This window comes from Streptomyces sp. NPDC057445 (genome assembly GCF_042802855.1).
Taxonomy (GTDB): Bacteria; Actinomycetota; Actinomycetes; order Streptomycetales; family Streptomycetaceae; genus Streptomyces.
The window spans coordinates 140,984-167,252 of sequence record NZ_JBHVDH010000001.1; the positions used below are offsets into that span (position 1 = coordinate 140,984).

Genomic DNA, 26,269 nt, shown 5'->3' on the forward strand with positions numbered 1-26,269 from the left:
CTTCGTGGGCAGTTCGCCGATCGCCTTTCGGTTCAGAGGCTCACCCACGGCAGGGATCGTGGGCGTCACCAGCCGCTCCGGGACAGCCGCGACGACCGCACAGGACGGTGTGCGCACGGCACACCCGTGCTGCGCACACACGCCACATCACTGCCCCGGCACGGCCGACCCGGACAGACACGGAGGAAGACCGTTGGAACGCAGGCAATTTCTTCGCCGGACCACAGCCGCGGGCGCGGCAACTCTCGGGGCAGGGACGCTGACGGCCACGGCCTTGGGCACCGGGGCAGCGGCTGCCGCGCCGCGACGGACGGGGCCGCTGCGCGTTGACATCGTGATGTTCGACGGGGTCGAGGAGTTGGACTGCATCGCCCCCTACGAGGTCTTCTCAGCTGCTGCCATGCACGGTTCGAACGGGGTCACGGTCCGGTACGTCACCACAGGACGGCCCAGACTGATACGCGCCGCTTACGGCACACAGCTTCAGGTAGGACATCGCTGGGCTCCGGAAGAAGCAGATCTGATCGTGGTGCCCGGCGGCGGCTACACCCGCCGCAACGGCCCCGGCATCTGGGCGGAGATCGGCAGCGGCGTCCTCCCCCGGGCACTCGCCGCAGCCGCCCGCAAGGGGCTGACGATCAGCTCGCTCTGCACCGGGGCGGTGCTGCTGTCCGCGGCCGGCCTGACCAAGGGGCGCCCCTGCACCACTCACCACGGTGCCAAGGCGTACCTCGAAGAACAGGGCGGTGTCATCAAGAACGCCCGCGTGGTCGACGACGGTGACCTCGTCACCGCCGGCGGCATCACCTCAGGGCTGGAGTTGGGCCTCTGGCTCGTCAGACGCGAACTCGGGGCGGACGCCGCGACAGGCGTGGAAACCATGCTGGAGTACGAAGCGCGTGGAACCGTCTGGCAGGCGTCCTCATCGGCGTAGCTCTGCGCTCCGTGCGGACGAAGGCCGCTGGTCGGCCGCTTTGAGGGAGTCCGGGCCGGGCCGGTGGCTGAGCCGCCCGGCCCGGCCGCGGAAGATCCCGCCCAGCATGGTCGGCCGCCTGAGTCTTCGCCATCCTTGTCGGACACATCGCCCGGTGCGGATCGTTCGCGATCAGGTGCTTGGGCGGCATGCCCGTCTGCCGCCGCCGAGGATCACGCAGGCCGCAATCGTGAGCGCCAGCCGGACCACAGTGCCCTGCGGTCCGGCGGGCGGACGACCGGTTCAGTCCACGGGCCGCTCCGACGCCAGCAGCTCGCGCAGTTCCGCGACGGCCTCCCGGAGGCGGTCGGCGAAGACGCGCATCTGGTCGGCCACCGTCAGCGGAGTGCTCAGGTAGACGTTGAAGCGTTCGGACAGCAGCACGTAGGCCACTCCGATGCAGCGGCTGCTGGTCGAACCGAAACCGAAGTACTGGATGTTGTCGGACGGCGCGGAGCTGGTGCTCAGATAGTCGTCCCGCATCCTCAGCCAGCCGGGCGTCCGGTACAGCGCGGGCTGTTCTGTCACGCCCAGTTCCGTCCCGCGCCGCCGCTGGATGAGCTCGAGCTCCCACAGGTGCTGCTCGGGCGCCTGACCGGCCTGGCATTCCTTGGCGCGGGCCACGTGGGCCCCGGCGGCGGCCTGGAAGGCGGCGCGTCGGGTGGCCGTGTTCGCCGAGGGGTTCTCCATCGCCGCCACGAACCGCTGCATCTCGGGCGTGACCACGCGCATCGCCTCGGTCCGCCCGTTGCGGTACTGCCGGGTGGCGATGGATTCGTACGTGGCACCCAGGTGCCCCTTGGCGCGCTGATGGGCGAGCTGGTACGCCACCTGGACGAACGCGTCCGGCGACACCCCCAGCGCCTTGGCCGTGCTGCTGCCGAAGTCCGCGAACGACACGGTGGTGGTCGCCGTGGCCTCCCCGTACGCGGCGAACGCGTCGGCCGCGGCGCGCACCTGGGCCCGTAGCGCGTCGTCCAGCTCGAACGCGATCGGCTCCAGCACCGGCAGTCCCTGGGAGCGGGCTCCGGAGCGACGGGAGTGCTCCTCGGCCGGGGTGCTGAGCAGCGCGTCCGTGAAACTGAGGATGGTGGTCCCGTCCAGCTCGCAGTGCTCGACGTTGATGCCCGCCCTGCCGTCGGCGAACACGATCAGGGACACCGCCTTGTCGAACCAGCGGTTGCCTCGGTCGCCGTGGAGCAGCTGGTCGCAGGCGCCCTGGACGTCCTCGGGCGCGAAGTCCTCCAGGCAGACGCAGAAGAGCGCGGTCTCGACGTCGTCCAGCGCGTCCGCGTTGCGCGGATGGCAGGCGAGCAGGGCTTCCCTGGCCGCAGCCCACTCCGCGCGGGCCATGGTGGTGAGATGACCCACCGAGGTGTCCACGCCGGCCGGTTCGGCCCCGGCCTTCATGACGGCGCGCAGGCCCGCTTCGAGGTCGTCCAGGCTGTGTGGGACGCCGTCCGCACCGAGCACGTCCATCCGGAACATGGAGCCCCTGAAGAACACCACGATGTGCCGTGCCGTGGAGGGACCGGGCCGTTCCGTGCTGTAGGGGGCGCGGACGGTGTCCTGCTGCGCCCCGGGGATCCGGGTGGTGGAGAACAGGAACTTGTTCTGCACCATCGACTGCGGCACTCCGCGCTGCACCACCGGCGCGATGAGTTCCCGGTCGAGCTGCCGCTTGTAGTCGAGGGCGCCGGCGATCAGCCCTGCCGCCCGTTCCACCTGTGCCTGGCCCGAGTCCTGGAACAGGAAGAAGAAGTTGGCGTTGAGGGCGATCCGGTCCCGGCGGCCCAGGTAACGGTACGGCCAGAACGTGTCGAGCCAGCTCTGGACGCCTTCCGTGGCGTCGTACTCCTCCAGTGCCGCGTGGAGAACCCGCCCCGGGCCGCCGGGCCGGAGGAACGCGGCGACCTCCGCCTCGGTCGCCGCCCGCTCTTCGGCGGTCAGCAGCGGCGCGCACCAGGCGAGGAACCGCTCGCAGCTCGCCTCCAGCGTCGGCAGCGGGACGCGCGGCAGGCTGTCCTCCCGGGAGAAGGTCGTGCCGCCTGCCGCACCCTGACTGTCATTCAATTCTGTTCTCGATTCGGATCGTTGGGATCTGCGGTGTCACACGGACGGGAAAGGTGGAGCTGTGCGTAGAGCCAGCCTTCCGCTTCCAGGCCCCGCGCATCCACTCCGGCCGCGGCCATGTTGCCGAGTACGAGGGTCTGTTCCTCCGGGGAGGCGAACCGTCGCTGTCTGAACACCTCGTCGACGCGGACCGTCTCGTACCCCAGCCCGTCCAGCGCGCGCTCGATGGGGTCGAACGGGAACATCCGCAGCACGAAGTGCGCCATCCACGGCCGACGTCCGCCCTGGGCCTGTACGACCCGTGTCAGCGTCCGCTCGGTGACGTAACCGAGGCAGCCCGTCGAGATCACCAGGTCGGTCCCGGAGAGCTGGTCCCGCTGCCGGGCCGTGGGCTCGTGGTTCTCCAGGTCGGCGTGAACCGCGTCGTCCAGGAACCCGGCCTCGAGCGCGTACGACAAGGCGCTGCCGGAGGCGTCCAGACCGACGAAGCGGATGGGCTGCGCGGGCCGCCGTGACCGGGACAGCTCCCGGTCACGGGTCAGCAGGTCGGCGCGGCTGTCCCCCTCGCGCGCCTGGTCCACGTAGCGCGCGTACAGCTCGTCCATGGTGGTGTCGTACTTCACGAGCGCGGCGTTGATCCCGTACGAGCAGCCGATGTCCAGCACGGTCGGCTCGGCGATGTGCCGGGCTTCCCGGTACTCCTTGACGAGCTTCGCGAAGTAGGGCTTGGCCTGCTGCGGGACGCAGTAGCCGAGCGGGCGCAGCACGTTGAAGTACGTACGCGGATCGGGCTGCGTGTAGATGTCGTCGAGCGAGACTTTTCCGGTCGCGTCGAAACGCACAGGGGTTGCTCCTCCGTGGATCGCAGAGTGGGAAACGGTCTACGCTGCACGCCCTCCCCGCGCGCTAGTCCAGCAGCCGGTCACCTCTGACGGCCCGGCCCTCGGCCGCCAGGTGCTCGGGCAGCACCCGGCCGAAGAGCTGCCGGGTCCGTGCCACGCTCCCGATGACGCCGGGGCGCTCGCTGTACGCGAATATCGCCGAGTGGCGCGCGGCGTCGCCCCGGACGGGGCTCACCCGGTGCAGGGAGTAGCGGCCTTTGAAAAGCTGCAGATCACCCGGGTGCAGCGGGAGCCGCCGGATCAACCGCCCGCCCCGGCCCTCCAGCACGTCCCGGACGTCGCCGAAGTTCTCGTCGTGCGCGGATCTGATGTTCGGGCAGTACTCGAAGTCGCCGCCGAGCCGGGCCCCCCGGGTGAGCATGCTCACCGTGAACTCGTTGGTGTCGAAGTGCCAGGGGTGCTCCATGCCGGGGGCGACGACGTTGAGGACCAGCCCGGAGAGCGGGTCGGCCAGTTCGTACAGCTGCGGCAGCCCGAAGCAGCGGGCGATGAAGCGCTGGAACACGTCGTCGGCGTAGAGCCGGCTGATCAGGGAGTCCGCGGGGATGCGGTCCCGCGCGACGAACGCGTTGCCCCGCCGGAATGTCTTCCTCCCGGGGTGTTCCTCGGGGAGGTCCGCATCGACGGCGATGTTGTAGACGTTGACCGTCTCCACGTCGAAGTGCGCCCCGGGGGCGATGGCCGAGCATTCCTCCTGCAGGACATCGCGGAGCGAGGGCCGGATGAAGTCCGGCAGTACGGTGCAGCCGACGGTCAGCAGTTCGTGCCGCGCGCGGGAGAGCACGGCCTGCCCTTCGGCGCTCTCCGGCTCCGACAGGGGGTACAGGTCGGTGTCGACCACCTGGTCGAGCGTCATGGCTTCCAGAGCGCTCATTCGATCCTCTCCACGTGCGGGCAGACCGGTCCGGCCGTCGACGCGCTCCGCCCCGCCGTCCGGCCGCCACTCTCGGATCTTCCACAACTCAACCGAGAAATAACACAGTTGAAGCTCCCACGAGCGTCGCCGGGTTGTCTGTGACCAGGCGCACTGTTTACTCACAGCGGCTCACTCGCGCCGTGCGGGCCGGATCCGGCAGAAACGGAAGCCGCGCCCGCGGTGTGCGCGGACGCGGCTTCCGCCGATGCGCGGGGCCGAGGAGGCAGGCCGTGCGCGGGGTCAGGCGGGTGGGGGTGTAGGACCGGGTGCGAGGTCGGGTCGTGCGCAGAGGTCAAGCCGTGCGCAGAGGTCAAGCCGTGTGGAGCGTGAGCCCGTAGCGGCCCAGGATCTCGTTGACCGGCTGGAACCAGGTGTTGCCGCCGGAGCCGCAGTTGCCCCAGCCGCCCGAGGTCACACCCTGGGCCTGGTCGCCGCTGATGAACGAGCCGCCCGAGTCGCCGCCCTCTGCGCAGACGTCCGTCCTGACCATCTCGTACACATCGCCCTGGGCATAGTGGACGGTCTCGTTGCGGCCCAGCACCGTGCCGCAGTGCCAGTGGGTCGTCGAGCCCGACCGGCAGATCGACGTACCGACCGGGGCCTCCCAGGAGCCGCGCACGAGCCGGTCGGGGGTGGCGCCCCAGCCGAGGACGACAGGGACGGTCCACCAGCCGTAGCCCGTGCTCACCCAGGCGTAGTCGTTGCCCGGGAAGGACGAGCCCTGGAACCAGCCCATGTCGGAGCCGTCCCAGCCGCGGACGAAGCTTCCGGGCCCGCCGCAGTGGCCGGCCGTGACGAAGCCGCCGTACACCGAGAAGCCTATGGAGCAGCGGACGTTGCCGGTGTAGTACGGATCGCCGCCCACGACACCCGCGGCGTAGGTGGCCGGGGCCTGGCTCGCGGTTTCGACGTGTACGGGACCGGTGCGCCGGGCCCGGTCGACGAAGGCCCTGACCTCGGTGTCGGCGCTCCGGTCGGCGACGACTCTGATGACGACGCGGTTGGACACGGGGTCGACGTGCCAGCTGCTCACACCGGCAGGGGCCGCCTGACGGTCGATGCGCCGCTTCACGGCGTCGAGCCGCGCGGCGGTGTGGGTGACGATGCGGGTGGCGGCCCCGGTCGCCCGTACGGCGTCCGCTTTCTGACGGCTGGTCACGGCGACGGTCAGCTTTCCGCTGTCCGCGTCGAACCAGGTCCCGGCGAACGCGCTGCCGGCCGCGCGCTCCGCCTTGCCCTGGACGGCGAACGCCGCCTTTTCCTGGGCGAGGCGCTCACGCGCCTGATCCTCGGTGAGGCCGAGATCCTTCTGCATGGCGGAGACCAGTCCGGCCGACGCCGGGAGTTCGGGCTTCTGGGCCGCTGCGGCGGACGGGGTGAACACGGCGCCGCCCCCGGCAGCGAGCAGGAGCAGTGCGCAGAGGGCGGGGAGAGCGGTGCGTAAGCGGGTCGTTCCGCGTCTCATGGCGGTGATCCCTTCTGTTGTTCCGTGTCGTGGGGGTGGAACATCAGGTACTGAGAGCGCTCTCAGTAGCGTAGGGGCTCCCTCGGCCGCTGCCCAGAGCCGGAATCCGCCGCCCGTGCCGGGACACGATCGGGTGGTGTGGATCCGTTCACGGCGCGTACGGATACTCGTAGCTGCACGCTGACCTGCCCGAACAGCGTCCGGAAGGGGCCGAGTTGACTGCCGAGGACACCAGCAGGCCGACCGCAGAACCCACCGAACCCGCGCAGCCCGTCGAGGGCACCGCGCCCACCGAACCCGCGCAGCCCACCGAACCCACCGCGCCGACCGCGAATCCCACCCCTCCTCCCCTGTCCGCCGAGGAATTCCGCTACCGCTCGTCCCGTACGGCCACCGTCGAGCGGCGACCCGTCACCACATGGGAGATGGCCCGAAGGCTCCCCCAGTTGGTGCGCCGGGCGCTCGCGCTCGCCTGGCGCATCGACCGCAGGGCCGTGGCGGCACTGCTGACCTGTCAGGCGCTGTCCGCGGCCCTTGAGGCCTTCGGGCTGATCGCCACGACACAGACCATCACCGCCCTCATCTCCTCGGGCGACATCAAGGAACGGCTGGTCGGCGCCCTCCCCGCCATCTCCCTGCTCGCGGTGGCGGCCGGGCTCCGTGCGCTGCTCGCGATCGCCGTCACGAGTATCTCCAGCCGGCTCTCGCCACGGATCTCACGCGAGGCCGAGCTGGAGATGCTCGACGCCGCCGTGCACACGGAGCTGATCGCGTACGACAACCCCGGCTTCAACGACAAGTGGGAGAACGCCGATCGCGGCGCCGAGGTGGCTCAGGATCTGATCACCGAGTCGCAGCAGGTCATGGCGTGCGTGGCATCGGTCGTCGCGGCGGCCGGGGTCATCACCGTGCTGCACCCCGTGCTGCTGCCGCTGCTCGCGCTCGCGGTGCTCCCGCAGGGGATCGCCAGCATGAAGGGCGCCCGGGTGCACTACGAGACCAGCCGCGCCATGGCCGCCGAGCGCCGTACCCTCTCGCATCTGCGCTGGTACATCGCCGACAAGCTCACGGCCGACCAGCTCAGGTCCGGCACGATGGCCGACTTCCTGCTCGGCCGCTACCGCTCCATCGGCGCGCGGGTCGACGCCGCCACGGACAAGGCCGTGCACCGTGGCGCTCGGTACGCGGTCGTCGGCGCGCTCGCCGGGGGTGTCGCCTCCGGTCTGCTCTGGGTCTCCCTCGGACTGCTGCTCGCGACCGGCCGGATGTCGGTCGCCTCTGCGGGTACGGCCGTCTTCGCGCTCCGTACGGTCGGTACATCGCTCCAGGGCATCGTCGGCTACGGCACCCGCCTGTTCCGTACGGGCCTCTACTTCGACGACTGGGTCGAGTTCACCCAGGAGGCCGGGGGGCACCGCATCAGCCGGGGAGCCGTCGCGCCCCCGCCCCCGGCGACCGTCAGGGCGGAGGCGGTCACCTTCACCTACCCGGCGTCCGACGCCCCCGCCCTGGAGAAGGTCAGTCTCGAAGTGCGCCGCGGGGAGGTCCTCGCCCTGGTCGGCGAGAACGGGTCGGGCAAGACCACGCTCAGCAAGCTCCTCTCCGGCCTCTATCTGCCGGGCGAGGGCCGGGTGTCCTGGGACGGCAGGGACACCCGCGACCTCGACGCGTACGCCCTGTGGTCCGGTACCGCCGTCGTCCCCCAGGACTTCGCCCGCTGGCCCATGTCGGCCCGGGAGAACATCACCCTCGGCCAGCCCCACGGCGGCGACGAGGCCGTGACCCGCGCGGCCGAGCGGTCCGGCGCCGCCGAGGTCGTGGACGGGCTGCGCAGCGGCCTCGACACGCTCCTCGCCCGCGAGTGGTTCGGCGGCGTCGAACTGTCCGGCGGCCAGTGGCAGCGCATCGCCATCGCCCGTGCCTTCCACCGCCCCGCCGGGCTTCTCGTCATGGACGAACCGACCAGCGCACTCGATCCGCGCGCGGAGCACCGTATCTTCACCGGCCTCCGGAAGATCGCCCAGGACCGTGCCGTCGTCCTGGTGACCCACCGTCTCGCGAACGTGGCCGTCGCGGACCGGATCGTCGTGCTCGACCACGGTCGAGTGATCCAGCAGGGCACCTTCGACGAACTCGTGCAGGCCCCGGGGTTGTTCCAGGAGCTGTGGCAGCTGCAGAACGACCGGGGCGTCCCGGCGCCGCGCGACGGCAGCACGTAACGCGGACGTGCGGGCCGGCGTGCGAGCGCCGCCGCCCGGTGGGGAGGCCGGAGGTCCCGTCCGGGCGGACCGGGACCTCCGGCCTCGACACGGTCTGCTCGTGCGGGCGGCTCCGGGCGGGCCGTCCGTCCGGACGGCCCGGGCCGGGGGCGCCCCGTTCGTGTCCCAGGGTCGCCTTCGTGGCGTACGCGCGGGCCCGACGGCGGCGATCCCGGCGGGGCACCTCCCAGCGGCCGCCGGGGGACGTCGGCGACCGACGACAACGCAGCGAGATACGGCGCCAGGGCGCGCGAACCAGGCAAGACCCGAACGAGAGGCCCTAGACTCCGGATGCGGATCAATCGCTCAAATGGGGCATAGGCCCCTGTCCGGAAGGGCTGCTCGATGACCGATGAGACGGTGACGGGTGCACTCGCCGCCGAGGCGTACGTGTACGGGTATCCGCTGGTGTACGAGTTCACGGTCGCCGGGGCATGCGTCGACGAAGGCCTCCGGGCACTGCCGCCCGCGCCGTTCAACACCTTCGCGCACGTAAGGAAGCTCGCGGAGCCCCATGACGGCTTCCCCTCGGTCAACAACGACATCGTGCCCTCGGTCGCCCAGCTCGACCTCTCCGGCGGCCCGCTGGTGCTGCATGTGCCGAACGCGGACGGGGCGTACTACGTGCTGCAGTTCGTGGATGCCTGGACCAACAGCTTCGCGTACGTCGGCACCCGCGCGACCGGCACCGAGGAGGGCCGGTGGCTGATCGCGCCGCCCGGCTGGGCAGGCAGGGAGCCGGAAGGAGTGCGCGGGGTCATCGACGCACCGACCGCCGTGGTGTCGGTCGTCGGGCGGTGGGCCTGCGACGGGCCCGCGGACCTGCCTCGGGTCAGGGCCCTTCAGGAAAGGCTCACGATCGAGCGGCTGGACGCGGAGGTGCACCGGACGGGGCTGCCGACGCCGGAACCGGGGGTCGAGGAATCACTCGGGTTCTTCGAGAAACTGCGGGTGTGGCTGGCCGACTTCCCGCCGGCGGCCGCGGACGCCGCGTACCAGGAACGGTTCCAGCCGCTCGGGCTACTGGAGGAGGGGCCATCGCCCTATGCGGATCCCGATCCCGGGCTCGCGATGGCGCTCGAGGACGGGCTCGCCGAGGGCCGTGCGCTGGTCGAGGAGGCGGCCCGGCCCCGGGAATCCGCGGCCGGGGAGTGGCAGCTCGATCCGCACGCCTGCGACTACAACCTTGACCACTTCGGGGCCGGCACGCTGGACTCCCCGCAGTGGAAGGTGGCCGACCGGGAGGAGTCGTATCTCGTTCGGGCCGTGGCGGCGCGGCACAGGCTGTGGGGCGTCCACGGCTACGAGTCCGTGTACGCGGATGTCTCCACGGACTCCAGGGGCGAGCGGCTCAACGGCTCGAAGGAGTACACCCTGCGTTTCGAACAGCCGCCGCCGGTCGATGCGTTCTGGTCGGTGACGATGTACGACGCACAGGAGCACCAGTTGGTGCCCAATCCACTCGGGCGGTACTCGATCGGCGATCGCACCCCCGGTCTCGTCCACGCCGACGACGGCTCCCTCACGGTCTGGATCCAGCATGAACGGCCGGAGGAAGCGGGGCGGGCCGCGAACTGGCTGCCCGCCCCGCCCGGCGACTTCCGGCCGATCGCCCGCCTCTACCAGCCCAAGGACGTCGTACTGGACGGGAGTTACCGGCTGCCGCGGATCGAACCGCGGCAGCCGCCCGGTGGATGATGCCGTCGGCCCGGGACCGGGGTGGCCCCGGGCCCGGCCCCCGCGGTGCGTGGAGGCCGCCGGCGTCTCTCACGTCTCCGGCGCCTGTGGTGCTCGCGGTGTCAGTCGGCGCAGTGGATGAGCGATCGCACCATGCTGCACGTGGTGTCGGACGGCGGGTGGATGCCGATGCGCTCGGCGGTCGTACGTATCCGCCGGTTGCTGGCGTTGGCGGGGTGGTAGATGCCCGTGTCGAGCAGGGCGATGGCGAGACGCATGGCCTTGAGCCGGCGGTTGTGCGACTCGTACCACTCGCGCGGAAGACCGGCGGGCAGTGGACGCTTCTTCAGTTTCGCCGGCGCCTTCGCCGGCGCCTTCGCCGGCCCCGGCACGGACTTCGGACCCTGCTTCGACCTCTGCTTCTGCTGCGGCATCGTCGTGATTGCGGCAACGGCCATCGGCGACCTCCTGGCGCGGTGGTTGGACCCTCACGAACTAGTTCGATTTTACCGCCGACCACTGACAATCGCTGCTGGCCAGAGGGTGTTTGAGGGGCGGGTGGGAGTACTGTGGCGGGATGGAGATCTGGATCAATCCTGCGTGCTCGAAGTGCCGCAGCGCACTGCACCTTCTGGACGAGGAGGGCGCTTCGTACACCGTCCGCCGCTACCTGGAGGAGGTGCCCACCCCGGACGAGATCCGCGAGGTGCTCGGGCGGCTCGGACTCGAGCCGTGGGACATCACGCGCACCCAGGAGGCGGTCGCGAAAGAGCTCGGTGTGAAGGACTGGCCGCGCGACGAGGCCTCACGCGACCGTTGGATCGCAGCGCTGGCGGAACACCCGAAGCTGATCCAGCGTCCGATCATCACGGCCGAGGACGGCACGGCGGTGGTGGCACGCACGGACGAGGCGGTCCGGGACGCGATGGGCCGCTGAGACGTCCCCGAGCCGTGCCCTTCGGCCGCCGGGTGACCGGCGGTCGGGCCGGGCGTCACCTCAGGCGCGGGCCGCTGAGACGTCCCCGAGCCGTGCCCTTCGGCCGCCGGGTGACCGGCGGTCGGGCCGGGCGTCACCTCAGGCGCGGGCGGCACACGTGTGTGGTGCGTGACCGTCCCGGCGCCGCCCTCGGGCCCGGCTCCCCGGCACGACGAGCCGGTCGGCCGCCCCGGCGGCTCGGCCCGCACGACCCGGTGCGCGAGGAGCGAGGCCGACGCCGCGGGCCCGTTCACCGAGGCGCCCGGCGCACTTCGTTCGCCCTGCCATAAATCCCCAGGTAGGCCCCCACCTGCGAAAACTTAAGTCTCAGTTAAGGAAGTGACCCTGAGACGGTTGAGCACGGCCGCGGGCCTACTCGTACGTAACGGCACACGGAACCGATCCGGCCGCCGTTCACGGCCGGGGACAGGAGCTCAGACGTGTCCCGCAAGAAGACCCTCACCGGCAAGAAGAAGATCGCCCTGCTCGTCAGCGCCGCGGCGCTGGTAGGCGGTACCGCGATTGTCATGACCGGGACAAGTCAGGCCTCTGTGGCCTGCGACGGACTCGCCCAGGCGATTCGGAACAACGAGAACTTCATCGCCGGTCAACGGGCCAATCCCGACGCCCAGTCGGAAGCACGGATCGCCAACCGCGAAGCCGTGATCAAGCAGATCAACGTCCAGCAGAAGGCGGCGGGCTGCGAGGAGGGCGCGGGCGGCGGAGACCAGGCAGCGGCTCCGGCCCAGCCACCGGCCGCCCAGGACCCGGCGGCAGGACAGCCCCCTGCGGGCGGCGGTGAGGCGGCCGGCGAGGTCGTCTGCGCCGGTTCGACCGTGACCCTCTCCGGCGAGGCCGGCGCCCCGGCCGCCTCCAGCAACCAGTTCCCCATCGGCACCAAGCTGAAGGTGACCAACCTCGACAACAACAAGTCCACCACCGTCGAGGTCACTTCGACCTCCGGCAGCTGCGCCCTGCTCAACAACGCCGCGTTCGAGCAGGTACGCGAACCCGGCAAGAACCTCATCCGCAAGGCGCGCATCGAGCGCGTCGGCGGGCAGCCGGCCGAGCAGGCACCCCCCGCCGACCAGGCGCCGCCGGCCGAGCAGCCCCCCGCGGGCGGTGCCGGAAACGGCGGTGACCAGGGCGGTGCCGTCGGCGAGGTCGTCTGTGCCGGTTCGACCGTGACCCTCTCCGGCGAGGCCGGCGCGCCGGCCGCCTCCAGCGGCCAGTTCCCCATCGGCACCAAGCTGAAGGTGACCAACCTCGACAACAACAAGTCCACCACCGTCGAGGTCACTTCGACCTCCGGCAGCTGCGCCCTGCTCAACAACGCCGCGTTCGAGCAGGTACGCGAGCCCGGCAAGTTCCTGATCCGCAAGGCGCGTATCGAGCGCGTCGGCTGATCCGGGCGACCGGGTGAGGGAGGGGCGGCTACGACAGCCGCCCCTCCGCCACGTCCGCCGGTGAGTCCGTTCCGGCCAGGGACTCCGCCTCCGCGAGGATCTCCGTGATCCGCAGCCCGAACCGTGCGTCGCACGCGTGCGCTTCCCCGGTACGCACCGAGTCCAGCAGCGCGTCGACCGCCGAACGGAACGAGCCGACCGCGTCGCTCCACGACGGCATGCCCACCCGCCCCCGCTCGCCGTAGAACTCGATGCTCGTACCGGACGCCTCCGGTGGCGCGCTCAGGCTCAGCGTCGCGGTGCTCGACGCGCCGGAGGCGTGCCGCAGCGCGAGATGCACGGTGTCGCCCGGACCGCGCAACGCCGTCATCCTCGTGACGTCCCCGAGCACCGGCAGCACGACGGACAGCGTGTGCGGGCCCACGTCCCACAGTCCGCCCTTCTCACGCCGCCACGGCGAGGCCGCGTAGGGGCTCGCCGAACCCGCCGCGTAGAGCGAGCCCAGCCACTGCGCACGGGCCGTGAACCAGCCCCCCGCCGCGGCCTGTTCGGCGATCCAGGGGCCCGTCTCCCGGGCGAAGCGCAGCGTGCAGAAGACGACGGACGCGACGCCCGTGTCCTCGGCCGCCGCCACGACCTCGTGTGCGCCTGCGACCGTCGTGGCCACCGGCTTGTCCAGCAGCAGGTGGCGTCCGGCGGCGGCCGCCCGTGCCGCGAGCGGCGCCTGGACGTCGGGCGGCAGGGCGAACGCGACGGCGTCGCTCGCCGCGATGAGGGCGTCCACGTCCTCGTACGCGGTGACGCCGTGGGCGGCGGCCAGCGCGGACGCCGCCTCCGGGCGCCGCCCCCACACCCCGCAGAGGACGACATCCGGGTGCGCGGCGAGCGCCGGTGCCTGGGTGCGCTCCGCCCAGGGGCCCGTGCCGAGAAGTCCGATGCGCAGCTTCGTCATGCGGCCCAGTGTGCACCCGGGCCGAAGAGTTCTCCGCACGAGTACGTACTGGTCGACCACCGGCCGGTGTACGCGACGGCGCCGGCCCGGGGCCTGCGGGCGAGGTGCCGCGTGAGCCGGAAGTACGCGCCCCTGCCGAAAGGGACGACGCGCGGAGGTCCCAAGGCACGAGGCGCCGAACACGATCGACCGCCCGTGCACGCCGCCCCGGAGGCGGACCGGGCATCGGGAGAGGTCCCGGACCGCCGGACCCGGGTGCAGCGCAACCCCGTATACGACACGGACGGTTTCGGCGTACGGCGGCCGGCGCCTGGAACGCACCACGGAGGCGCCGGGGAGCAGTTGCGACGAGCTCGTCCGGCGCATCCGGAATGCCGGATCCGGTTCGCTGCTCGACGCCCACGCCGTCTCCCGAAGATCACGACAAGCGAAGGAAACCCGAGTAACACGGGGTTCACAACCGGGCAACCGACGGGAAATCCCCTGTTGCGAAGCTGCGCCTCATACCCCGCTGCACCCGCAAAGGATGAGGCCCCGTGACCTTCAAGGCTGAGTACATCTGGATCGACGGCACCGAGCCGACCGCGAAGCTTCGCTCGAAGACGAAGATACTGACGGACTCCGCCGCCGACGTCGCGGACCTTCCCATCTGGGGCTTCGACGGGTCCAGCACCAACCAGGCCGAGGGCCACGCCTCCGACTGCGTGCTGAAGCCGGTCTTCACCTGTCCGGACCCGATCCGCGGCGGCGACAACGTACTGGTCCTGTGCGAGGTCCTGAACACGGACATGACCCCGCACCCGTCCAACACGCGCGCGCAGCTGGTCGAGGTCGCCGGGAAGTTCGCGGACCAGGAGCCGATCTTCGGTATCGAGCAGGAGTACACGTTCTTCGACGGCGACCGTCCGCTCGGCTTCCCGGTCGGTGGCTTCCCCGCTCCGCAGGGCGGCTACTACTGCGGTGTCGGCGCCGACGAGATCCACGGTCGTGACGTCGTCGAGGCCCACCTGGAGAACTGCCTGCAGGCCGGTCTGGGCATCTCCGGCATCAACGCCGAGGTCATGCCGGGCCAGTGGGAGTTCCAGGTCGGTCCGCTGGCGCCGCTGGAGGTCGCCGACCAGCTGTGGATCGCCCGCTGGCTGCTCTACCGCACCGCCGAGGACTTCAACGTCTCCGCGACGCTCGACCCCAAGCCGGTGAAGGGCGACTGGAACGGCGCGGGGGCGCACACCAACTTCTCGACGAAGGCGATGCGCGAAGGACCTGAGGGCTACGCCGCCATCATCACCGCGTGCGAGTCGCTCGGTGAGGGCTCCAAGCCGCTCGACCACGTCAAGAACTACGGTGCGGGCATCGACGACCGGCTGACCGGCCTGCACGAGACGGCTCCGTGGAACGAGTACTCGTACGGCGTCTCGAACCGCGGCGCGTCGGTCCGTATCCCGTGGCAGGTCGAGAAGGACGGCAAGGGCTACATCGAGGACCGCCGTCCGAACGCCAACGTGGACCCGTACATGGTGACGCGCCTGATCGTCGACACCTGCTGCACCGCGCTGGAGAAGGCCGGCCAGGTCTGATCCGCACGACCGCTCGTGGGGGCGCCCGCCGGAACCGGGGGCGCCCCCCTTCGCTGTCAGAGGGCTCTGTCATCGTGATGCGCATGCTTGCGATCACCGTGAAGACAGAGAACTGGCAGAGGCATGCGCGGGCGACGGCGGATCAGCTCCGCGAGCTCGTGCACAGGATCGGTGCGGCGGGCGACAAGTTCCTCGTGGTCCAGCGGATACCGGACCTGCCCGATGTCTTCATCCAGGTGTGGCACGAGACGGGCGGCGACTACACGCTCGAGCACCGTGACGGCGGGCACGACCGGCATTTCCAGGTGCGGCTCGACACCCCGGACGCCGTGGTGGAGGCGATGCTGGGCTGGGCGCGGCTCGAAGCCGGCTGGGACGCCGCCCTGGACTGGACCCTGCTGGACATGGGGCCTGCGCCGGAACCCGCGCCCGAGCTCGACCCCGGTGATCGCGAGCAGCTCGAGGAGCGGGTGCGCGAGTTGCTGATCGGCGGCTACGGCACGCGCGGACAACTGGCCGAGACGGCGGAGGAGTATCTCGTCGACGGGGACCACCGACCGGTCTCGCCGGAGCAGGCGCGACAGCTGGTCGACCGGCTGTGGCTGGAGAGGGTGGCCGAGCAGGGCGGCTGGGAGGGCGAGACGGACCCGGAGCGGATCACCCGCGCCTTCGACGCACTGGAGGCCCGCGGCATCACGGCCCGGGAGAACTTCACCTGCTGCCGCAGCTGCGGCCTATCCGAGATCGGCGCGGCCGGGTCGCCCGACGCCCGCGGCTTCGTCTACTTCCATATGCAGTGCACGGATTCGGCGGCGGCGGGGCACGGACTGATGTTGCTGTACGGCGGGTTCGACGGCTCGGCCGAGACCACGGCGGTCATCGGGCGGGAGGTCGTGGCGGCGCTCGCCGATGTGGAACTGGCCACGGAGTGGGACGGTGATCCCGGTCAGGCCATCACGGTGACGTCCCTGGACTGGCGCAAGCGCCTGGTGGGGTGAGACGGCGCCGGTGGGCGGCGGAGTTCGCCAGGAGCCGTCAAGATCACGCCAAGTATGCGTCCGCCCTGTGAGAGGGGTCTGCTGCCAGGGCCCCTCATCTGCTTGAATGGGGCAATGGCCAGCCTTCGGAACATCGCGACAGGTCGCAGCGACCTCGAGCCGTTCTGGCCTTCCCGTCAGCACCACGACTTCGACCGGGTGTGTTGCCGCGCGAGGAACGCGTCGGCCCTCTAAAGCCCCTCGCCCCTTCCGGGGTCCCAGGCCTTCGGCCGACGCGCAGGACGAACGTCCGTCACCACCGACGACTCCTCCGCGCGAAAGAGCTGACCTCTCATGGCGAACACCCGATCCTTCTCCGCTGCGACCGCCAGGAACACCGCGAGCGCCGCAACCTCGACCACCAGCGCGTCCCCCGCGGTCACCGGCCCGAACAGGCACCGGCTGCGGGCCGTCGACCCGGACGAGGTGGTGCACGTCGCGGACTTCCTCCCGCCGGGCGCCACTTGGCTGCCCGCGCCCCAGCACACGCTGCCCACCCTGCCGGGCCGTCCGCCGATGGTCGGATACCTGGTCCTCGTTCCGGCGGACCAGCAGCCGCCCCGGCTCGCCCCTTCCGTACCGGGCCTGCCCCAGGAGTCCCCTGCGGAGGGCGAGGGTCCGGGCGGGGACGGCGCGGGGCCGGTGACGATCGACTCGTCCCGGCGGACCGCCCAGGTCGACGGACGGGCGCTCGATCTCACCTACCTCGAGTTCGAGCTGCTCGCCCATCTGGTGGGGCACCCGCACCGGGTGCACACCCGCGACCAGTTGGTGACAACGGTGTGGGGCTACGGGCACGTGGGCGACGGGCGCACCGTCGACGTCCATGTGGCGCGGCTGCGCCGCAAGCTGGGCGCCGAGCACCGCCACACGATCCAGACCGTGCGGCGGGTCGGCTACAAGTACGCCCCGTGAGATGACGCCCGGGAGCCGGCCCTGGTCCGCGCCACGAGGCCCAGGGCGATGTCGGCGACCAGGAACACGAGCAGGCTGATGCCCAGCAGAGGGACGAACCAGCCCACCAGAACCGTCCCCGCCATCAGCGGCATCAGCGCGGTGACCGGCACCTTGCGCCAGGCGCCGCGTGGCATCGGCCGGCCGGCGCTCAGCCTGCGTTCCTTCGTCGGCCTGCGCAGCCACCACATGCGGTAGCCCCAGACGACGAGGAGGATCAGCGCGACCGCGAGGGCGGCGAGGGCGAGCTGATTGAGCAGACCGAAGAGGTAGCCCATGTGGACGTCGATGCCGAAGCGGGTCAGCTTGGCGAGCAGCGGATGGTCCTCGAACCTCAGGGTGTCCATGACCCGTCCGTCGGCCGGGTCGACGGCCACCGAGTCGAGATGCACAGGGAACTGCCGGTCGCGCTCCTTGACCACGTACCCCTCGCCCTCGGCGGGCAGGGTGATCTGGATCTGGTCGTCGACGCCCTTGGCGCGGGCCGCCTCGACGACCTTGTCGAGGCCGACGTCCGGGCCGGTGGCGGGCTTGGGGCTGCCGTGGCCGCCGCCGTGGCCCTCGTGGCCACCGCCCTGCTCACCGCCGCCGAGCGTGGCGGTGACGGACGGAGTGGCCCCGCCGAGCTGGGACTGGATCTTGTCGATGTTCGCGCCGGCGTACGTCGACCAGGTCAGACCGGTGGCGGAGAGCACGACGAGACCGACGACGGCCCACAGGCCGACGGAACCGTGCCAGGAAAGGGTCCTGCGGCGGCCGGTCGCGGCGCGGTCGGGCAGGAACAGCGCCTTGCGGGCCGCCCGCCTGCGCCCGATCCAGAGCAGCAGGCCGCCGAGGGCGACGACCCACATCCAGCTGGCGGCCATCTCGCTGTAGATCCGGCCGGTCTCCCCCAGCTGGAGGTTGGAGTGGAGTCCCGAGAGCCAGGTGCGGATCGGCAGTGCGTCGCCGGAGGTCTCCAGCTGTCCGCGCACCTTCCCGGTGTAGGGGTCGACGAAGACGGTGAGGTTCTTCTCCTCTGCGACCTCGGGGCTCTCCATCAGGACCCGGGTGGTGGCGCCGTCCTCGTACGAGGGCCACACGGCGGACACCGTGCCCTGCGGGTGAGCCTCGCGGGCCGCGGCGACCTGGGTGTCGAGCGGGATGGTGCTGCCGCCGGAGTCGGTGGTCAGTTCGTGGCTGTAGAGGACCTTCTCCGCCGGCAGGGAGAGCGCGTAGAGCAGTCCGCTGGCAGCGGCGAGGAGAAGGAGCGGGGCGACGAGCACGCCCGCGTAGAAGTGGATGCGCAGCACGAGCGGGCGCAGCGCGCTCCACGTGGAGGTGGAGGTGGAGGTGGGCCCGGAGTCGGTTCCCGAACCGGTCGCCGGCTCGTCCGGCTTGACGGAATCGTCAATGGCCATGGCTGTCCTAGGTGTTGATGCACGTTGACATGGGGAGGGGCGGTCCCCGGGTCAGACGTTCGCTCCGGGGGCCGTGGCGCGGGGGAAGGACAGCCTTGGGGGCCCTCGGCGCGACAGTGCGTGCGTGAGGACCGCGCCGTGGAGGCGCCGGGTGTGCGGACGGGGGCGCACCGGGCGCGGGAGCGGTTCCGGCACCCGTACCGCCGTGAGCAGCAGTCGCAGTGGTGCGAACGCGAGGGTGCCGATCGTGCGGGCGAGCCGGAAGAAGGCCGCTTCGCCGTGCGCGAGCCAGAGCGCACACAGCACGGCCCCGAGGACATGCGCGGCCAGCATGCCGATGGTGTGGACCGAGCCGGCAGTGACACCCGCTTCCATGGCCTCGGGCCCCATGGGGTCGGCCGCCATTGCGCCCGTGCCCATGGGGTGGCCGTCGGCATCGTGGGGCGGTGCGGTGTGGGAATCGGCGCCCGCGAACAGCAGATGCAGCGCGCCCTGGACGGTGAGGAGTCCTGTGCCGATGCACAGCGCTCCCCTGCGCCTCGTCCCCGCGAGCCAGGCCGCGGCCCCGCTCACGGCGAAGGCGAGGACGACCACGACGGCCGGGAGATCATGCCCGGACAGGGAGGAATGCCCCACAGCGGCCAACACCGCGCATATCGCCGCGAAGAGTGCGGCTCGCAGGGCGCGCATCGGCGACCGGGCATCCGTCATGTCCGGAACATGGTGCCATCCCGTGCGCCGGGGGCGGCAGACGGCCGCACAATCCGATTTCCCCAGCAGCGGAAAGTACGACATCACGGCCCCGGGGAAGGCAGAGTCATGATCATGAAGCTTCTGATTCTGGGCGGGACCGAATTCGTGGGCCGGGCGGTCGTGGACACGGCGCTCGCGCGCGACTGGCAGGTGACGGTCTTTCATCGTGGGCAGCACAAGGCGCCGGAGGGCGTGTCCGTTCTGCACGGCGACCGGGAGGCGCCCGGCGGGCTGAAGGCACTCGCGGAAGCGGACGGCGACTGGGATCTCGTCGTCGACACCTGGTCGTCGGCGCCCTCCGCGGTACAGGAGGCCGCGCGGCTGCTCGCGCAGCGCGCGGGGCGCTATGCGTATGTGTCCAGCCGCTCCGTGTACGCGTGGCCGGCGGGCGCGAGGCTGGACGAGAACGGCGCCCTCGTGGAGGGCGCGCAGCCCGGTGCCGCCGCCACCGACTACGCCCGCGACAAGTTGGGCGGCGAGCTGGCCGCCGTCGAGGCCTTCGGCGAGGAGCGCTCGCTGCTCGTGAGGGCCGGCCTGATCCTCGGCCCCTGGGAGAACGTGGGCCGGCTGCCGTGGTGGCTGAACCGGGTGGCCCGGGGTGGTCCGGTTCCCGCGCCGGGGCCGCACGATCTGCCGCTGCAGTACATCGACGTACGCGACATGGCGGAGTGGATCCTCCACGCGTCCGAGCAGGGACTGGCCGGCGCCTACAACATGGTCGGTCCGCCCGGGCACACGACCATGGGCGAACTGCTGGAGGAATGCGTCCGGGTGACCGGCGCGGACGCGGAACTGCGCTGGTTGGACGAGGAGACGATCGCCGCCGCCGGGGTCGAGCCCTGGACGGACCTGCCGATCTGGATCCCGCGTGGCGAGGGGCACGACGCGATGCACCAGGCGGACGTGTCCAAGGCGCTCGCGGCGGGCCTGAGTTGCCGCCCCGCGGCGGAGACGGTCGCGGACACCTGGGCATGGCTCCGCTCCCTCGACGGCGAACCCCCGCTGCGCGCGGTCCGCAGCCCTGCGGGCCTCTCCCGCGAGCAGGAGAAGGCGCTGCTTCCCAACTCCTGACAGACACGTCGGGCCCGGCCCCTCCGGCCCCTCCGGCCGGTCCAGCCGGTCCGGGCGATACGAGGTGCCGGGCTCCGCGAAAAGGCCCGGTTACCTCGTGCCGCGGCCGGGCATGATCCGGCAGGAGCCTGTCGAACTGCCCCATCCCGAGCGCGCGATTGCCGTTCTCGCACGATCTCACGCGATCTTGCACGGTCTCACGCGGTCCGCCCGTTTTGCCGATGGAGAATTCTACGAATTCCGACGACGGCTGAACACGGTGCGGACGGTGCCCGTATGGAACGGCGCTACGCCCCCCCGGGATTGGAGTTCCATGGGACGCACATCACGCAAACGCTCAACGCTGGCAAACCGAGCGATCGCCGCCTCGGCTGCCCTCATTCTGGGCGGGGGTGGGCTGGTAGCGGTCAATTACTACGCATCCGCAGGAGAAGGGTGGACGGCCCAGACTCCCGCCCAGACCAAGAACGCCTGGCAGACGGCCTCGACGATCGACTGCCCGGATGTCGGCAACGAAATCCCGCAGGTGCCCCAGGGGGTACGTGGATCCGTCGACCGCGAACTGGCCACGCTGGACACCCAGATCACCACGGCCTACAAGCGGTTCGCCGACAACCGGGAGCGGGTCCAGAGCAGCCGCACCTACGGCGAGCAGCAGATCCTCACGCCGCTGAGAAACGAGCGGCAGGTGATCATCCAGCGGATCGTGGCGCTCCTCCAGCAGCAGGCCGCCAAACCGCAAGGCCTCGAAGCGATGGCCCCGTGCACCCTGCGCGGCGACGACAACCAGAACGGTGGTCAGGACCAGGGCCAGAACGGCGGTCAGAACCAGGGACAGGGTCAGGACGCCGGTCAGGGTCAGGACGCCGGCCAGGGTCAGGACCAAGGCCAGGACCAAGGTCAGGGCCAGGACCAAGGTCAGGGCCAGGATCAGGGCCAGGATCAGGGCCAGGGCCAGAACGCCGGCGGTCAGGCCGGCAACGGCCCCGACCAGGGTGACTTCGTCGACATCCAGTCGGTCCAGCCGAACGTCCAGAACCCGCGCAAGCTCCGGGGCGCCTCCCGGGGCACCTTCACCACCGACTGCGGTGTCAACGCGAACGGCAAGTTCAATCCGGACAACGTCATCGTCGCACCGGGTGTGAGCAACGGCGCGCACCATATGCACGATTACGTCGGCAACCAGGCCAACGACGCCTTCGCCAGCGACGACGACCTTGCGAACGGCGACACCACGTGCCGTAACCAGGGCGACAAGTCGACCTACTACTGGCCCGTGCTGCGAGTGCAGAACGGTCAGGACGAGGGTGACGTCCAGGCCGACGGCGGCGGCAAGGACAAGAACGTCGGAGAGATCCAGACTCCGTCGCAGGTCACGCTGAATTTCGTCGGAAGCCCTGTCGGCAAGGTCACGGCCATGCCGCGTCTCCTTCGCATCATCACCGGTGACGCCAAGGCCTTCGTCAACGGCAACGCGAACGCCAATGCCTCCTGGAGCTGCACGGGCTTCGAGAACCGGCAACTGAAGGACAAGTACCCGATCTGCCCCCAGGGCAGCAAGGTGGTCCGTAGCTTCAAGTTCCAGAGCTGCTGGGACGGTCAGAACACGGACAGCGCGAACCACCGCACGCATGTCGCCTTCGCCGACCAGAACGGCCGCTGCCAGAACGGCTTCAAGGCCATTCCGCAGCTGGTCCAGCGGATCGTCTACAACGTGCCGCCGCCCCAGTTCGGCGGGGACAACCCCAGTGTGTTCGCCGTCGACTCCTTCCCGGAGCAGCTGCACAAGCCGGTCACCGATCACGGCGACTTCATCAACGTCTTCGACGCCAACCTGATGAACAAGGTGGTGAACTGCATCAACACCGGCCGTAAGTGCCGCTGACCAAGAGAGAGCCGAAGAAAGCGGCCCGCCGGGTTCCCCCGGCGGGCCGTTTCGCGTCTCCGGCGACCGACGGCGGCCCGGCCGGTCCGTCGCCACCGTCGGCTACGACCGCGTGCGGCGCGCCTGCGCCTGCGGCTACCGCTACCGCTACCGCTACCGGGCATCGTTCGGGTCCGGCTGTTCCAGGACCCGCGCGCAGGTCCCGGAACGTCCGGGTGTCACACCGTGGATCAGTGATGCCCGTCGTGGCCGGAATGCCCGGTCTCGCCGCCTCCGTCACCACTGTGGCTGCCCGAATGCCCGTCGTGCGACGTGCCGGTCTCCACCGTCCCGCCGAGCCGGCCGCGCAGTGCCGAGACCACCTTCTCCTCGCCGCTCACGACCCACTTCCGGCCGACGAGATAGGAGCCGCCGTAGTCGTTGGCCTCATTGATCCACTCGCGCTGGCCGCGGTCGGTGGCGAAGGTGGTCAGCACATACTTGCCGTCCTTCGTCCTGCAGTTGGCCTGCCGCAGCTCTTTCGCATCCGTGGAGACGTTGGGCTCGCACTCCGCCTTGGCCGCCAGTTGTTCCAGGGATCCCGTCGCCGTCTTCGGCACATCGGGGGCCTTCTCTTCGCCGGCCCCGCAGGCCGTGAGGGCCGTCATGGCCGTCACGGCGAGCGCGGCCAGGGCTATCGGGGTGGTTCGCCGTCGTTCCGTACGCATCTGGCCATCCTGCCCCGCCCGGCACCCCGGTGTCATCGGGAACGCCCGGTAACGTGCGCCGCGACGCACACGCACCTGTTGTCTCGCGAGCAACATGGAGGAGCGCCGATGACCGGACTGTCGAGACGTTCGCTGCTGGCCGCCGCGGGAGCCGTCGGATCGGGTGCGGCCTTCGCAGTCCCGTCCCCCGCCTCGGGAGCCTCGATGAGCGCGAGCAACGGCACGGAACCGGATCAAGGTCCGTATGAAGTCACCGCCCCGGCCAGGGCGGCGCTGCGGCGGCTGCTCCCCCACCACGCCGCCCAGTTCCGGCTCACGGTCCTTCCGGCTCTCCCCGGCGGCCGGGAAGCGGGCCGGCGCGACCCCCACGGCTCCGAGCGCTTCCGGGTGTCGGGCGCCCCGGGCCGTATCGAGGTCGAGGGCACCGGCCCGGCCGTTCTGCTCACCGGCGTCCACTGGTATCTCAAATACGTATGCAGAGCCCATATCTCCTGGTCGGGAACCCAGCTGGACCTCCCACTGCTGCTCCCCGCCCCTGACCGCCCGCTGGAACGCTCGGCCACCGTCCCGCACCGGTTCGCCTTCAACGACACGCACGACGGCTACACCGCCCCCTACGCCGACTGGCCCCGCTGGGAGCGGATGATCGACGTCCTCGCCCTCCACGGCTGCAACGAAGTGCTGGTGACGACCGGCCAGGAGGCCGTGTACCACCGGCTGCTGCTCGACTTCGGCTACTCCGACACCGAGGCGCGTGCCTGGCTGCCCGCCCCGTCCCACCAGCCCTGGTGGCTTCTGCAGAACATGAGCGGATACGGCGGCCCGATGAGCCCCGGGCTGATCGGCGAGCGCGCCGGGCTGGGCCGCCGCATCGCCGGGCGTCTGCGTGAGCTCGGTATGTCCCCGGTCATGCCCGGCTACTTCGGGACCGTCCCCGACGGGTTCGCCGACCGCAACCCCGGCGCCCGCACCGTCCCCCAGGGCAGCTGGTCGGGCCTGCGGCGCCCCGACTGGCTCGATCCGCGTACCGACGCCTTCCAGGAGGTCGCGGCGGCGTTCTACCGTCACCAGCGGGAACTGCTCGGCGAGGCCCACCACTTCAAGATGGACCTGCTGCACGAAGGCGGGTCGCCCGGCGATGTTCCCGTGCCGGACGCCGCCCGCGCCGTCGAGCGTGCCCTGCGGACGGCACGCCCAGGAGCACTCTGGATGATCCTGGGCTGGCAGGCGAACCCGCGCCGTGATCTGCTCGACGCCCTGGACAGAGAGCTTGTCCTCGTCGTCGACGGCCTCTCCGACCTCGAGACCGTCAAGGACCGCGAGAAGGACTGGGGAGGGGCGCCGTACGCCTTCGGCACCATCCCCAACTTCGGCGGCCGGACCACCCTCGGTGCCAAGACCCACACCTGGACCGAACGGTTCACGGCCTGGCGCGACAAGCCGGGCTCGGCGCTCGCCGGCACCGCCTACATGCCAGAGGCGGCCGAGCGCGACCCGGTGGCGCTGGAGCTGTTCTCCGAGCTGGCGTGGCGGGCGGAGCCGGTCGACCGCGAGGAATGGTTCGCGTCGTACGCCGACCTGCGCTACGGCGGCCGGGACGAGGCGGCACGCGAGGCGTTCGCCGCGCTGCGGGACTCCGTCTACCGGATCAGCAGTCGTGACGGCCGCCCGCACGACTCGCTCTTCGCCGCGCGTCCGTCGCTGACCGCCGCCTCCGGTACGTACTACGCGACCCATACCCCCGCCTACAACCCCGGGGCGGTCGACCGGGCCTTCGCGGCGCTGCTCGACGTGGGGCCCTCGCTGCGCGGCTCGGACGCGTACCGCTACGACCTCACCGACCTCGGCCGGCAGGTTCTCGCCAATCGGTCCTGGCAGCTGCTGCCGCATCTGCAGTCCGCCCATGGGCGCGGCGATCTGGAGACCTTCCGCACCCTGGCCCGGCTGTGGCTGAGGCTGATGAGGCTGAGCGACGAGATGTCCGGGTCGCATCGCGCGTTCCTGCTCGGCCCCTGGCTGGAGGACGCCAAGCGCATGGTGGGCTCGGAAACCGAGAGGGAGCAGCTGGAGCGCACCGCCCGTGTCCTCGTCACGACCTGGGCGGACCGGGGCACGGCGGACGGCGGACGGCTCGCCAACTATGCGAACCGCGACTGGCAGGGGCTGATCGGGGACTTCCATCTGCCGCAGTGGCAGGCGTTCCTCGACGAGCTGGAGGACGCGTCGGCTCAGGGCCGGCCCCCGAAGTCCTTCGACTGGTACGCGACGGAGGAGCCGTGGACCCGGGAGCGTGACGCGTATCCGCTGCGGCCTCCGCACGATCCGTACCGGACCGCCCGCCGGGTGTACGACGTACTGTCCCGCGCGCCCTACCAGGGCACGGTCACCGTCACGGCCGAGCCCCCGGCCGTGCAGCCCGGCGGCACCGCCGAGGTCACCGCGGCCTTCCGCAACGCCAGCGGATTCCGGGCCACCGGCCGTGTCGGCATCACCGTCGCCGGGCTCGGCGAGCAGCCCGGCCGGTCGCTGGCGTCCGTGCCGGCGGCCGGTTCCGCGGCCGTGGGCTGGACGTTCCAGGCCCCGTCCGGCCCGCTCACCTCCCCGCTGCAGCCGCTCCCGTACGAACTGCGCGCCTCCTACGGCCCGCAGGGCGAGGAGGCGGTCACCGCCGTCCAGCAGGGGGCCCTGCACATGGCGGGACCGCTGGACGCGCAGTGGCGTACGTATGCGAGCAACTCGGCCCTGTTCGGACAGCTGGGCGGGCGTTTCTCCATCAACGGCGGCGGTGCGGACCTGTGGCGGACGACCGAGCAGTTCGGCACGGTCTTCCGGCAGGCCGCGCTGGGCGACGGCGGCAGCCTGACGGTCCGCGTCGACACCCAGCCGGCGACCGGGCCCTGGGCGCGGGCGGGCATCGCCGTCCGCAACAGCCTGGGGGCGGCCGGCTCACCGGGGTTCCTCAACCTCGCGGTCACCCCGGCGAACGGGGTGTCGCTCTCGTACGACAGCGACGGCGACGGCAGGATCGACAGCCACCGGCGCGTCGCGGGCGTGAAGGCGCCTGTGCTGCTGCGGCTGAGACGCTCGGGCACCTCCTTCGACGGCGAGCTGTCCACGGACGACGGAACCACCTGGCGCCCGGTCGCCACGGTCTCCGTTCCGGGCGTCTCTGCGGTCCAGGACGCGGGCCTGTTCATGACGGCCGCACACGGCGGGACCGGGGCGCGGGGCACGGTCGAGTTCGGCATGCTGCGGGGGTGGCCCTCTGCCTGAGGCGTGCGTCGTCG

Annotated in this window: 20 protein-coding genes and 2 pseudogenes; 13 read left to right on the forward strand and 9 right to left on the reverse strand. The window is 71.1% G+C overall.

Features of this window, described 5'->3' with window-relative positions:
- Positions 1 to 193 precede the first annotated feature (193 nt).
- A complete protein-coding gene (locus ACFU5O_RS00625) occupies positions 194 to 934 on the forward strand; it encodes a DJ-1/PfpI family protein (RefSeq protein ID WP_384234625.1) in 741 nt (246 codons plus the stop codon).
- 282 nt (positions 935 to 1,216) lie between these two features.
- On the opposite strand, the gene ACFU5O_RS00630 is transcribed toward ACFU5O_RS00625, so the two are convergent.
- The 4 genes from ACFU5O_RS00630 to ACFU5O_RS00645 form a co-directional block, all read right to left on the reverse strand.
- A complete protein-coding gene (locus ACFU5O_RS00630; RefSeq protein WP_384234628.1) occupies positions 1,217 to 3,046 on the reverse strand; it encodes a choline/carnitine O-acyltransferase in 1,830 nt (609 codons plus the stop codon).
- The gene (locus ACFU5O_RS00635) at positions 3,043 to 3,888 is read right to left on the reverse strand and encodes a class I SAM-dependent methyltransferase (RefSeq protein ID WP_384234631.1); all 846 of its coding nucleotides are present in this window, start codon (positions 3,886 to 3,888) and stop codon (positions 3,043 to 3,045) included. Before ACFU5O_RS00635 ends, ACFU5O_RS00630 begins: the two co-directional genes overlap by 4 nt.
- A gap of 64 nt (positions 3,889 to 3,952) precedes the next feature.
- Positions 3,953 to 4,822, reverse strand: a complete 870-nt coding sequence (locus ACFU5O_RS00640) for an arpA protein (RefSeq protein ID WP_384234634.1) — start codon at positions 4,820 to 4,822, stop codon at positions 3,953 to 3,955.
- 352 nt (positions 4,823 to 5,174) lie between these two features.
- Positions 5,175 to 6,329, reverse strand: coding sequence for a S1 family peptidase (locus ACFU5O_RS00645; protein ID WP_384234636.1), 1,155 nt, complete (start codon positions 6,327 to 6,329; stop codon positions 5,175 to 5,177).
- 215 nt (positions 6,330 to 6,544) lie between these two features.
- On the opposite strand from ACFU5O_RS00645, the gene ACFU5O_RS00650 reads away from it, so the two are divergent.
- Entirely contained in the window at positions 6,545 to 8,548 is a 2,004-nt protein-coding gene (locus tag ACFU5O_RS00650; RefSeq protein WP_384234639.1) for an ABC transporter ATP-binding protein, read from the forward strand.
- Between the two features lie 384 nt (positions 8,549 to 8,932).
- A complete protein-coding gene (locus ACFU5O_RS00655; protein WP_384234642.1) occupies positions 8,933 to 10,285 on the forward strand; it encodes a DUF1254 domain-containing protein in 1,353 nt (450 codons plus the stop codon).
- A 101-nt stretch (positions 10,286 to 10,386) separates the two neighbouring features.
- Here the strand turns inward: ACFU5O_RS00655 and ACFU5O_RS00660 are convergent, their stop codons facing one another.
- A complete protein-coding gene (locus tag ACFU5O_RS00660) occupies positions 10,387 to 10,722 on the reverse strand; it encodes a hypothetical protein (protein ID WP_384234645.1) in 336 nt (111 codons plus the stop codon).
- Between the two features lie 119 nt (positions 10,723 to 10,841).
- On the opposite strand from ACFU5O_RS00660, the gene ACFU5O_RS00665 reads away from it, so the two are divergent.
- The 3 genes and pseudogenes from ACFU5O_RS00665 to ACFU5O_RS00675 form a co-directional block, all read left to right on the forward strand.
- Positions 10,842 to 11,201 carry an arsenate reductase family protein gene (locus ACFU5O_RS00665; RefSeq protein ID WP_384234647.1) on the forward strand — a complete coding sequence of 120 codons (360 nt, stop codon included), beginning with the start codon at positions 10,842 to 10,844 and terminating at the stop codon, positions 11,199 to 11,201.
- A 479-nt stretch (positions 11,202 to 11,680) separates the two neighbouring features.
- Positions 11,681 to 12,295 (forward strand): annotated as a pseudogene (locus ACFU5O_RS00670) (hypothetical protein); the annotation flags it as partial.
- 18 nt (positions 12,296 to 12,313) lie between these two features.
- Positions 12,314 to 12,646: pseudogene (locus ACFU5O_RS00675) on the forward strand (hypothetical protein); the annotation flags it as partial.
- Positions 12,647 to 12,674: 28 nt separating this feature from the next.
- Here the strand turns inward: ACFU5O_RS00675 and ACFU5O_RS00680 are convergent.
- Positions 12,675 to 13,598, reverse strand: a complete 924-nt coding sequence (locus ACFU5O_RS00680; RefSeq protein WP_384234650.1) for a Gfo/Idh/MocA family protein — start codon at positions 13,596 to 13,598, stop codon at positions 12,675 to 12,677.
- Positions 13,599 to 14,134: 536 nt separating this feature from the next.
- Between ACFU5O_RS00680 and glnII the strand changes: the two genes are divergently transcribed.
- The 4 genes from glnII to ACFU5O_RS00700 all read left to right on the forward strand — a co-directional run bounded on the left by glnII (position 14,135) and on the right by ACFU5O_RS00700 (position 17,127).
- Complete coding sequence (gene glnII, locus ACFU5O_RS00685) at positions 14,135 to 15,175, forward strand: glutamine synthetase (protein WP_384234653.1); 1,041 nt, start codon at positions 14,135 to 14,137, stop codon at positions 15,173 to 15,175.
- A gap of 83 nt (positions 15,176 to 15,258) precedes the next feature.
- The gene (locus ACFU5O_RS00690) at positions 15,259 to 16,173 is read left to right on the forward strand and encodes a DUF6891 domain-containing protein (RefSeq protein ID WP_384234656.1); all 915 of its coding nucleotides are present in this window, start codon (positions 15,259 to 15,261) and stop codon (positions 16,171 to 16,173) included.
- 54 nt (positions 16,174 to 16,227) lie between these two features.
- A complete protein-coding gene (locus ACFU5O_RS00695; RefSeq protein WP_384234659.1) occupies positions 16,228 to 16,407 on the forward strand; it encodes a hypothetical protein in 180 nt (59 codons plus the stop codon).
- Between the two features lie 99 nt (positions 16,408 to 16,506).
- Positions 16,507 to 17,127 (forward strand): winged helix-turn-helix domain-containing protein, encoded by a 621-nt coding sequence (locus ACFU5O_RS00700; RefSeq protein WP_384234662.1) that lies wholly within the window; start codon positions 16,507 to 16,509, stop codon positions 17,125 to 17,127.
- Here the strand turns inward: ACFU5O_RS00700 and ACFU5O_RS00705 are convergent.
- Both ACFU5O_RS00705 and ACFU5O_RS00710 read right to left on the reverse strand, forming a co-directional pair.
- Positions 17,109 to 18,566: a PepSY-associated TM helix domain-containing protein gene (locus ACFU5O_RS00705; RefSeq protein WP_384234665.1), complete on the reverse strand. Its 1,458-nt coding sequence runs from the start codon at positions 18,564 to 18,566 to the stop codon at positions 17,109 to 17,111. The genes ACFU5O_RS00700 and ACFU5O_RS00705 overlap by 19 nt on opposite strands.
- A 51-nt stretch (positions 18,567 to 18,617) precedes the next feature.
- Positions 18,618 to 19,277, reverse strand: a complete 660-nt coding sequence (locus ACFU5O_RS00710; protein ID WP_384234667.1) for a hypothetical protein — start codon at positions 19,275 to 19,277, stop codon at positions 18,618 to 18,620.
- A 114-nt stretch (positions 19,278 to 19,391) separates the two neighbouring features.
- Between ACFU5O_RS00710 and ACFU5O_RS00715 the strand changes: the two genes are divergently transcribed.
- Both ACFU5O_RS00715 and ACFU5O_RS00720 read left to right on the forward strand, forming a co-directional pair.
- Entirely contained in the window at positions 19,392 to 20,390 is a 999-nt protein-coding gene (locus tag ACFU5O_RS00715; RefSeq protein WP_384234669.1) for an NAD-dependent epimerase/dehydratase family protein, read from the forward strand.
- A gap of 313 nt (positions 20,391 to 20,703) precedes the next feature.
- Entirely contained in the window at positions 20,704 to 22,275 is a 1,572-nt protein-coding gene (locus ACFU5O_RS00720; protein ID WP_384236323.1) for a DUF1996 domain-containing protein, read from the forward strand.
- A gap of 230 nt (positions 22,276 to 22,505) precedes the next feature.
- Here ACFU5O_RS00720 and ACFU5O_RS00725 read toward each other — a convergent pair whose 3' ends face one another.
- Entirely contained in the window at positions 22,506 to 22,922 is a 417-nt protein-coding gene (locus ACFU5O_RS00725) for a hypothetical protein (protein ID WP_384236325.1), read from the reverse strand.
- A 168-nt stretch (positions 22,923 to 23,090) separates the two neighbouring features.
- Here ACFU5O_RS00725 and ACFU5O_RS00730 point away from each other — a divergent pair, with 168 nt between their 5' ends.
- Positions 23,091 to 26,255, forward strand: coding sequence for an alpha-N-acetylglucosaminidase (locus ACFU5O_RS00730; RefSeq protein WP_384234672.1), 3,165 nt, complete (start codon positions 23,091 to 23,093; stop codon positions 26,253 to 26,255).
- Positions 26,256 to 26,269 lie beyond the last annotated feature (14 nt).